Here is an 11,003-nt window from a genome sequence, read left to right on the forward strand (position 1 = left end):
GAGAGAGAGAGAGAACATATTAATTAAAAAAAAGGCAAAAAAACAATAGGGCGGATATAACTGATAAAATCCGACTATTCTTTTCTATTAAGAAAACCTTCTTTCGAAGAACTGATCAGTTCTTCGAAAGAAGGTTTTCCGTGTTTATATGCATCTGTTAAAATTATAGTTTGGAAGTAGGGAAAACATCCATTCATATTAAAAATCCAATTATTAACCTCTAAAATTTATAGCCTATGGGAAAACAAAAAAGATAACAGTAGATCAGAGATTTTTAACAACTAACCTTATTCGTAATTATTATAACAATGAAAATAACAAAAAACTCCTATCGACTGGATATTCCTCTGTGTCTAAGAGTTATAAAACGCCTCTCTGAGACACAATTAAATAGTAAAGAACCGCTAATTACTAACTTTAATTAACCTATTATGAAAGACATTTTTACTAAGAAAGTATTTATGTGCATAAGAACGGGATTGCTTATAATAACATTATTAGCAACAGGAAGTCCGCAATATATATCGGCTTCAGTACATAAAACCGAACAAGCCCAGAAAGAAGTGACAGGGAAAGTTTTCGACAGTTCTAACAAAGAGACATTACCCGGTGTCAGCGTTTCTGTAAAAGGAACAAACATTGCCACTATGACGGATGCAGACGGTAACTTCTCCATAAAAGTTCCGTATGCCGAAGCTACTCTCGTTTTCTCATATATCGGATTCCAGCCGCAACAGATAGAACTGAAAGGCAGAACAACCTTAAATGTCGATCTGGTCGAGGACATCAAGGCGCTGGATGAAGTTGTAGTTGTAGGTTACACAACTCAGAAAAGAGAGAATATCACAGGCGCGGTAGCAACCATCACGACGAAAGACCTCGTACAAAGTCCCACCGCAAATATAAACAACGCGTTAGCCGGACGGCTTCCGGGTTTGATTGTAAACCAGTTCAGCGGAGGAGAGCCGGGCGTAGATAAATCCGAATTGTTTATTCGTGGTAAGTCCACTTATGGGGATCAATCGCCAATCGTAATTGTTGACGGAGTAGAACGCGACATGTCCTATCTGGCGGCAGACGAGATCGAAACATTCACCATATTGAAAGATGCTGCTTCTACTGCACCTTATGGTATCCGTGGGGCCAATGGAGTTATAGTCGTTACCACCAAGCGCGGTAAGGCTTCGGAAAAGGCTTCTGTGAATTTCAAGGCTTCTTTTGGATTTAATAAAGTAGGTAAGACCCCCAATTTGTTAGGTTCTGCCGATTATGCCACTCTATATAATGAAGCATCACGAAACGATGCGATGATGAACGGAACACTGGAAAACTTTAAATATCCGTTCACTGACGAAGCTATTGCCAATTTCAGAATGGCCAAAGGTGATAATTCGGATGGCTTGGGATACAACTGGGACTATTTCGATTATATGTTCAAATCTGCCGCCCAGCAAGACTATAACCTGTCGGTTCGCGGCGGTACAGATAAGGTAAGATACTTTGTTATGGCCGGACATATGAATCAGGGAACCAATTACAGACATGTAGACCTATCCGATTATGATGCATCACCTAATTTCAAGAAATATAACTTCCGGTCTAATATAGATGTAGATATTACAGATAAATTCTGGGTGAAACTCGATTTGGGCGCACGAATAACAGACCGTACAAATATTGGTTCGGCGGCCAGCCGTCTGGTGAATATTGCAATGACACAACCTCCTTATCTGCCTATTGTACTGGAACAGAATGATAATCCGGCTAATCAAAGCTATTTTGTCAATAATCCTAAAGGAATGCTGTTCGGAGACCAGATTTATCGTTTCAATCTATTAGGAGAACTATCCCGTTCGGGTTATCACACCCAAAAGTACACTTATCTGGAAGGTAGCTTTTCGATGGGATACGATCTGGACTTCATTACAAAAGGATTAAAAATCGAAGGAACTTTCTCTTATGATGCCCGTGAAGAGCAATGGACCAGAAGAGAAGTTAATACCTATAGCGAAGGTTATCGCCAATATCCTTCTTACGCTACATTCAAGCCTAAAGATGGTATTGATATTTACAGGACTCCCGGTCATTACGACGGAGTATATTCTACCGGTAATAAATACAACACAGACCAGACGGTAGGTAATAACTTCACCCAGAGTAATCCTTCTAACAGGACATACTATCAGGCAAAATTAATGTATCAGAACTCATTTGCGCAAAATCATAATGTGACCGGAATGTTTTTGTTCAATCGCTCCACAGAAGGGCAATATGATGGAGATAAAGTTCGTGCCGACCACAGATATCAAGGCCTGACAGGACAGTTTACCTATAATTTCTCAGACCGCTATTTCGCAGAATTTAACTTCGGGTATAATGGTTCCGAGAACTTTGCGAAAGAAAAACGTTATGGATTCTTCCCTGCCGGGTCTGTGGGATGGGTAATTTCCAATGAATCATTCATGAATAACACTAAATCATGGATGGACTTCTTAAAGATCAGAGGTTCATACGGCCTGGTTGGTAGTGATAAGCTCCCGGGCGGAAGGTTTGGTTATCTACAGTTCTTCGAAGGTGGTGAAGGCTACAACTTCGGTGAAGGTGGCTTCAACACAAACCCGGGTGGATGGAGAGAAGGTGGTCTGGCTAATAGAATACTGACATGGGAAAAAGCAAAAAAATTAAACATCGGACTAGATGCTAATTTCCTAAGACAAAGACTGCGAGTATCATTCGACTACTTCTACGAAAACAGGTATGATATCCTCACCGAACTGACAGGTGACAAACTTGGTTTCCCTGATATAGTAGGGAAAGATGCCCCTCGTATAAACTCAGGTAAAGTAAAAAATCATGGTTTCGAATTTGAGGTAACATGGTCTGATAAGATAGGCAAAGATTTTAGATATTTCATCAAACCCAATTTCACATTTGCCCGTAATAGAGTTGATTACATGAATGAAGTTGTCTATGAATATGTATGGAGACGGAAAACAGGGCAAGCGCTGGATGTAAATATGCTTTATGTGTTCGACCACTTTGTTGCAGACCAAGCCGAAGCAGACAGATTGAATGCTGATGGTTATCAGCCATGGGGCACCTTGATACCGGGAGATGCTGTTTACAAAGATCTGGACGGAGACGGTGTTATTACCGATAAGAATGACCGTATGGCGATGGGATATCCCCGCAGCCCTGAGATTCAATTCGGATTACCTATCACGTTACAATATAAGGGATTCGATTTTAGTGTTCTCTTCCAGGGTGCGACAAACTCTACCATCATGTTGAAAGATGCTGCAGTATTCGATTTCCCTAACTTCGACCAAGACAAGATAGGGCGTGTAAGACCAATGCATCTCGACAGATGGACTCCAGAAACTGCTGCGACAGCCAAATATCCGGCTCTGCATATTGGCACACACTCTAATAATAAGAATGAAAGCAGTTCTCTGTTCATGTATGATGGTTCGTATGTAAGATTAAAGAATATAGAACTTGGTTATACACTGCCTCGAAAAATAATAAGAGTAGCAGGACTAAGTAATGTCAGAGTGTATGCTCAGGCTCAAAATCTGGCTACTTGGGACAAACTTGGAGATGTAGATGTTGACCCTGAAATGCGTAATGGAGGAGGAGATTGGTATCCTATATTGAAGGTATTTAATTTTGGTGTGGATATTACATTTTAATAAAATAACAAGAATATGAAAAGTTTCAAATATATATTAAGAGGTATGCTGGTAGTCATGCTGATGTCTCTTGCCGCATGTAGCGAATATCTCGACAAGCAACCCGACGATCAGATTCCTGAAGAAAAAACCTTTGCCAGTTATGAGAAGGTAAACCAGCTTGTAACAGACTTATACCTGAGAACAAAAAGATGTAATGCGCCAATGACATGGCTGTCGCACTTTTCTTCTGCGGGTTTGACCGATGAAGCCGAGGCTACTAACGTGGAGGGAAATATCACAAACCGTTACAATAGCGGCGACTGGAGCCCCACAGCTGTGCCTCAGCCTAACAACGATATGTTCTGGAAAGGTATTTATAATACTATACGCCGGGCCAATGTAATCATTGCCGGAGTTACAAAGTATAACACTCCCGACAATCCTATCAATCCGGGCGACCTGAATAAAAGAGTCGGAGAAGCATATTTCATCAGAGGCTATTTGCACTATTTACTAGTACGTATGTATGGAGAAATACCGTATATCGATTATGTAGTAGATGCCAACCAACCTATGGACTTCAAGAAAGAATCGGTACATACGATTGTTGACAAGATTACAGCCGATGCCAATGAAGCTGCTAACCGTCTGCCTGCAAATCAGACAGGGATAGATTTTGCCCGTGCCGACAAAGGAGCTTGCTTAGGACTGATTGCTATCGCAAAATGGACTGCTGCTGCACCTATGTACAACGGAGCTGCCAGTTACGGTTATACAGGAAAACGCGAATTTGAATCTGAATATGCTTATGATGTTAAGCGTTGGGAAGCTGCCCGTGATGCAGCCAAAGCTGTGCTTGATTTTCAGGCTGATGGCAAACCTCGATATTCCCTCTATACCAAATATACTAATGCAGACTTCAATGATAGCGGTGGTAAAGACTATAACGGGTCTACTGTATATACCCGCCTTTGGCAAATGTTCTACGACGAAGAAGCATTCAAGAACGAAGCCGTTTGGTTTGTAACAAAGGACAAGTATGAAGGATGGTTTGGTGATATGTATCCTCCTAGCCGTGGAGGTGGATCCCGTCAGCAACCTGTACAGGAACAGGTAGATGAATACGAGTATATTTCTCCTGACGGATACGGTTATCCTATCTATGACAGTAAAGCTGTAGCAGACGGATATGATGACACTAATCCATATATGTCAGTCAGACGCGACCCTCGTTTCTACCGTGATATTATATTCCACGGAGCCGCGTTCCGCGATGGTGGAAACAATCCATCCGTTACAAATACAGCCTCAGGCAGTGACAAAATCGGGGCAAGTAATGCTACCACCACCGGTTATTATCACCGCAAATACCTGCAAGAAGGTTGGAACAGGAGTGGTAGTGTTTCCATAAGTGCCCCTGCAGTATGGCGATTACCGGAATTCATATATATATATGCTGAAGCTGTAAATGAGGTATCGGGACCTAATCAGGCAATATACGATCTGGTGAATACCGTTAGAGCCCGCTCTTTTATGGCACCTATGCCAGTAGCCTGCAAAACAAACAAAGACCTGATGCGAGAATACATAAAGCGTGAGCGCCGTGTGGAATTCTACTATGAGAATAAGAGAACGTTCTATAGCCGTTTGTATCTGGAGCCGACAACCGAATCGGAGTTAAAGAAAGAGCAACAATGGCTGGCTGCAGGTTCTACAAACAACGAAAGGTCTAAAAACTACTGGGCTCAATACCATCAAGCATATCCTAAATGCCAACGCATGATCAACGGTATGATGCCTGTCGAAGACCCTAATGGTAAAATCGAAGTTGGAGGCAAGAAATACAGGATGGAACGCTTCTGCAAGGAAACACGGGTATTCGAAGCTCCTAAACATTATTATTGGCCTATTATGCAGACTGAGTTACAGAAGGCTGTGAATCTGGTACAGAATCCAGATTGGTAAATTTTTATTGGTTATCTTGTGAAAGAGAGTTTGCAGCTCTCTTTCACTATTTTATGGCCTTTATTATTTATCTTTAGCCTTTAATATAAAATGAGAACCTTAGAATAGAAATGATAACAAAAATCAATTGAACATGAAACACTTAGGAGCATTTTTCTCTCTGATCATCTGTTTTAGTATACTTTCCTGCAGTAGTAAGAAAGAAAGTAAAGCATCTGTATCAGATAACTCTAACATCCTTCCGGAATGGGCTTTTGGCGGATTTATCCGTCCGGACGGAGTCAATCCACTAATCGAACCCAATCCGTCCACGAAATTCTTCTGTCCTATGCAGAAAGATTCTATAGGATGGGAAGAAAGTGATACATTCAATCCGGCAGCAGCTGTAAAAGACGGGAAGATTTATGTCTTATACCGTGCCGAAGACAATTCTGCCACAGGCATAGGCAAACGTACATCCCGTATAGGCTTAGCCGAAAGCACAGATGGTATCACAATGCAATTACGCAATACCCCGGTCCTATATCCGGCTGAAGATAACAATAAGGAATATGAATGGGAAGGCGGCTGTGAAGACCCGCGTGTTGCCATGACCGAAGACGGAACATTTGTAATGATGTACACCGCTTGGAACCGGCAAGTTCCCCGCCTATGTGTAGCCACATCCAAAGACCTCATCACATGGGAAAAACACGGCCCGGCTTTCGCTAAAGCATATGATGGCCGATTCAAAGACCTCGCGAGCAAATCAGCATCGATTGTCACCAAGGTAGTAGACGATAAACTCGTAATTACCAAAGTAAACGGAACCTACCTGATGTACTGGGGCGAACACATGATCAATGCCGCTACATCGACCGACCTGATAAACTGGACTCCTCTCCTCAATGAAAAGAACGAGCTGAAAGGCCTTATCTATCCACGCTATAAGTATTTCGACAGCGCCCTTACCGAGTGCGGCCCTCCGGCGATAATGACCGATAAAGGCATCCTGCTCCTGTACAATGGCAAGAACAGAACTGATGATAGACGTGACGAACGCTTCAATGCGGGCACATACAGCGCCGGGCAGGTCTTATTCGATTTGCAGAACCCATATAAAGTCATCGGACGGCTCGATACCCCTTTCTTCCGCCCAATGGCCGAATTCGAAAAAAGCGGTCAATACACTGATGGTACTGTCTTTATAGAAGGGTTGGCCTATCTCAATAACAAATGGTTCCTATACTATGGTTGTGCCGATTCTAAAGTTGGGGTTGCCATTTATGATCCCGGCAAACAAGCACCCGGAGATCCTATCGAATAATAACGACACATCATCAATAAACTATATGCCAACATCTAATTCAGAGTTGGCATATTTTTTATCCGACACTCTGTTCAGAAACTCTCCAGATTAGCCATATTCCAAAGATTCAGAAATGCCAGTTTAGTGACATCCACCACCTTATCGTAATTTATCTTATCGGCTTCATCACTAGGTTTATGATAATCGGGATGCAGATAGGTATTATAGAAAATCACAGGAACACCTTTCTGCATAAACGGCATATGGTCACTCCCTCCCGGCGAACTGTCTAAGGAAGGATAGTCAGGGGTGAGTTTCAGACTGTAAGTTTCTATACCGGACTTTATCCATTCCCCGAATACCGGTTTACTATCGCTATAAAATACAGAAACATGAGCACCGTCTCCGTTTTTGTTGCGCCCTATCATATCACAATTGATATATCCTTTTATCGGGATAGGTGAAAGCAACGGAACAGGTATGTATGAAAAATGTTCTTCCACAAAATGGGAGGAGCCCAAAAGCCCCATTTCCTCACCATCCCAGAGTGCAAAAACAACAGTTCGTTCCGGTTTCTGCCCCGAAGCAACGAAAGCCTTTGCTATCTGCAATACAGCCGATACGCCCGAAGCATTATCGTCAGCTCCGTTATATATGCTATCGTTTGTTTCATTTGCCCTTATCCCTAGATGATCATAATGAGCACCTACCATTACTATTTCATCACTATTTTTTCCCGGAATATATCCCAGTACATTGCATAACGATAGTTTCTTACCCGATAAACTTTGAAAACGAGATGGGGTAAAAGGCTGAAAATATTTCCCACGCCAAGGTTTTATACCTATGCTATCCAGCATACCCTTTAAATATCCGGCGGCTTTAGCACCTCCCGGTTCGCCTCCCTTTCGCCCTTCAAGGCTGTCACTGGCCAGAACCCCTATATAAGTAACGGCATCCTGACGGGTAATAGCTGACAAACCCTTTTCTACAGGGGTTTGAGAAAAGCAACAGATAGAGAGTAAGAGTAGTGTAGAAGTAAGTATATGTTTCATGTTTTTAAAAGTTTTTCAGGTTTGCCATATTCCATAGATTAAGGAAAGAGGCCTTGGTAATATCCACCAGCTTATCCCAGTTTATTTTATCTGCGTGATCGGTAGGCTGATGATAATCGGGATGTCCGTCGGTATGATACCAGATCAAAGGGATATCTCGTTTTGCAAAAGAAGCATTATCACTTCCTCCTATCGGCTTATCCCACGGTCTGTAGTCTGGTTTCAGATTCAGTTTGTATGCTTTTATATCATCCTTGAGCCATTCTCCGAATGCCGGATGCGATTCGGTATAAAAGTAAACGACGTGTTCCGGTTTCGCCTCATCCTTATTACGGCCTATCATATCAAAGTTAAGGTATCCTTTGACAGATGATACAAAAGGACAATCAGCCACAAAATATTCAGAACCCAGCAAGCCCAATTCTTCCCCGTCCCAGAAAGCAAATATAACCGTTCTCTCAGGCTGCTGACCTGAAACGACAAAAGCTTTTGCTATCTGCAATACAGCTGATACCCCGGAAGCATTATCATCGGCACCGTTATATATTTTATCTCCGGCCAGGCTCTCATCCATTCCCAGATGGTCGTAATGAGCGCCGACAATCACATATTCATCTTTCCTTTTACCTTCGATATATCCCAGAACGTTTTTCAACTCCAGCTTTCTGTAGGCTCTTTCCTGCTTATATCTAGCTATAGAATCAGGATGTACTGAAAATCGCGCCCGTGTCTGACGCTCACGGCTATATGCTTCGAACGGCTGGAAATAAGAATCTGTATTCAGAGGCTTAACACCCATATCCTGCAACAGAGATTTGATATACTCCGCAGCTATACAACTGCCATTCTGACCCGCTTCACGTCCTCGCAAAGCATCACTGGCAAGGAACCCGATATAAGCTTCGGCACTTTCCTTGTTGATACTGCCGAGGCCTGTATCTTTTCCCGACTGCCCGAGTACAGACAGAGATATAAGAAAAGCGATTATAAGAAGTATTTTATCCATCTATCTATTGGTTATATCTGTACTAAACAAATTAATAAACTAGTCCTAATGTAATCCTAAAAGCATATTAGCTACAATAATACATAAAACAATTAAGGTTATCACCACATACATGTAGTCTTTTTCTATCAGAAAGCCAATTACAGAAAAAGCAACCCGCAATATAGGTGTCGCAATCAACACACATACCCCAAATTGTATAATAGCAGCGCCATCGAAAGATAAAACACGGGGAATTATAGTAGACAATTCCCTCAGATAATGTTCTACTCCGGGAAATGGCTGCCCGTCCGGAATCGGTTTGTAATGCTCCATAGACACCCCGTGATTCTGGAAAAGGTAAATAATACCTCCCAGAAGTGTAATACCACAGGCAAGGGTAACTCCATAGCGAAGCAGTTTTCCTATAAAGAGCTCCATATCCCTTTCGGCCCAAAATTCTTTTGTAAATATATTCATACTGATGTTTTAGTTATGAGTTGTTTTACTGTTTACTGATGACTGTTTACAGTTTACCTGTTATACCATTATATATCATCGAAACAGCCAGGAAGAAAATCACGACACTGAAAAGCAAGCGTAATTTTTTCACATTCGTCTTAGGCAGTATTTTAGAGCCGAAGAACGCTCCCAATAATACTCCCACAACGATAGGCATTGCCAGTCCGGGGTCTATGTATCCGCGTTGTAGGTAAATAACCGCACTCGCGGCAGCTGTTACACCCACCATGAAGTTACTCGTTGTGGTAGATACTTTAAAAGGTATCTTCATAGCTGTATCCATTGCCAACACTTTCAAAGCTCCCGAACCGATGCCTAACAGTCCGGACAAAACTCCCGCCAATGTCATCAGTGAATAACCACCCACTACATTGTGTACATTATATTTTTCTATCGTCCCGTCTTTTGTGGGATAAGAACCGTTAAGCTTTAGTTTTTCGCCCAGCTTATCGCCCGGGGCAGCATAATCGATATTCTCTTCCTTCTTGCTGATAGAGCGTACTGCCGAAAAAATCAATACACAGCCGAATATAATAGCAATATATACTTTATCGAGATACATAGCCACTATAGCGCCTATCACGGCTCCGGTGGTAGTCGCTATTTCGAGGAACATCCCTATACGCACATTCGTTATTCCTTCTTTGATATAAGCCGCCGCCGCACCCGACGATGTAGCAATCGATGTTACCAAAGCCGCTCCTATCGCATAGCGCATGTCTACGCCAAACCCCAAAGTAAGTAAGGGGATTACCACAACTCCCCCACCCAATCCTGTCAGTGAACCGATAAATCCGGCAAAGCAAGCACCGAAAAATAGGATGATGGAGAATACTTCTAAATTTAAATCCATTTCATTTATTTTTTTACGAGTGTAAAGATACTATTTCACAAGGGAAACAGGGAAAGCAAACGGTAATATTATCAAATATAAAACCTGCGAATCCTGTCTAGTAAACAAGTTAGCTTTATTTATGTTGACATAAACCTAAGATAACATCTCTTTAACCTCATAAACGATTCACATACATTAACTATGTTTAGTTAAAAGGTAACAAAGGTAACAAGTATTTCAGCTTTTAGCTGATAGCTTTTAGCCGTTAGCTATCGCATAAGTGATTTACAGTTAGCAGCAAACAGTATTTTCACGCACAGATGCTAAGGTGCAAAGTCCAATTCATCATTTATAACTCATAATTCATAACTTATTGCCGAATTCACGTTTATTGACCATATTTAGTTAAAACCTGACACATCTGACAGTTTTTTTATTGTTTTTATCTTGTCATTTTTGCATCTGCTAACTATATATGGTTAAAAAGTAACCAAGGTAACAGGGAAAGCAATTAAGAATTAAAGCCAATCAGTAATTGAGACAGTATATTGTAATATAAAAATGTTAGATTTTTTCTAACGCGCCTGTCGGCTTGTTTTTCATTTTGCCTTGATGCAAAACGAAACAAAAAATCAAGGCTGCATCCCTCCGGCGACCCAAAACCGCAGCTCCGGTGGGG

Annotated in this window: 7 protein-coding genes; 3 read left to right on the forward strand and 4 right to left on the reverse strand. The window is 41.7% G+C overall.

What is annotated here, in order from left to right; all coding sequences use genetic code 11:
- Window positions 1–431: 431 nt before the first annotated feature.
- The 3 genes from HMPREF9455_RS10710 (at window position 432) to HMPREF9455_RS10720 (ending at window position 6,945) form a co-directional block, all read left to right on the forward strand.
- Window positions 432–3,692 (forward strand): SusC/RagA family TonB-linked outer membrane protein, encoded by a 3,261-nt coding sequence (locus HMPREF9455_RS10710; protein WP_006799707.1) that lies wholly within the window; start codon window positions 432–434, stop codon window positions 3,690–3,692.
- Between the two features lie 15 nt (window positions 3,693–3,707).
- A complete protein-coding gene (locus HMPREF9455_RS10715) occupies window positions 3,708–5,639 on the forward strand; it encodes a RagB/SusD family nutrient uptake outer membrane protein (protein WP_006799708.1) in 1,932 nt (643 codons plus the stop codon).
- A gap of 133 nt (window positions 5,640–5,772) precedes the next feature.
- A complete protein-coding gene (locus HMPREF9455_RS10720; RefSeq protein ID WP_006799709.1) occupies window positions 5,773–6,945 on the forward strand; it encodes a glycoside hydrolase family 130 protein in 1,173 nt (390 codons plus the stop codon).
- 74 nt (window positions 6,946–7,019) lie between these two features.
- Here the strand turns inward: HMPREF9455_RS10720 and HMPREF9455_RS10725 are convergent, their stop codons facing one another.
- Genes HMPREF9455_RS10725 through HMPREF9455_RS10740 form a run of 4 tightly spaced genes read right to left on the reverse strand, consistent with a single transcriptional unit; the run spans window position 7,020 to window position 10,342 of the window.
- Window positions 7,020–7,982, reverse strand: coding sequence for a M28 family metallopeptidase (locus tag HMPREF9455_RS10725; RefSeq protein ID WP_006799710.1), 963 nt, complete (start codon window positions 7,980–7,982; stop codon window positions 7,020–7,022).
- Window positions 7,983–7,986: 4 nt separating this feature from the next.
- Window positions 7,987–8,988 (reverse strand): M28 family metallopeptidase, encoded by a 1,002-nt coding sequence (locus HMPREF9455_RS10730; RefSeq protein WP_006799711.1) that lies wholly within the window; start codon window positions 8,986–8,988, stop codon window positions 7,987–7,989.
- 45 nt (window positions 8,989–9,033) lie between these two features.
- Window positions 9,034–9,447 carry a DUF1634 domain-containing protein gene (locus HMPREF9455_RS10735; protein WP_006799712.1) on the reverse strand — a complete coding sequence of 138 codons (414 nt, stop codon included), beginning with the start codon at window positions 9,445–9,447 and terminating at the stop codon, window positions 9,034–9,036.
- A 46-nt stretch (window positions 9,448–9,493) separates the two neighbouring features.
- On the reverse strand, window positions 9,494–10,342 hold the full coding sequence (locus tag HMPREF9455_RS10740; protein WP_006799713.1) for a sulfite exporter TauE/SafE family protein: 849 nt from the start codon (window positions 10,340–10,342) through the stop codon (window positions 9,494–9,496).
- Window positions 10,343–11,003 lie beyond the last annotated feature (661 nt).

This window comes from Dysgonomonas gadei ATCC BAA-286, assembly GCF_000213555.1.
In the GTDB taxonomy this organism is placed as follows: Bacteria; Bacteroidota; Bacteroidia; order Bacteroidales; family Dysgonomonadaceae; genus Dysgonomonas; species Dysgonomonas gadei.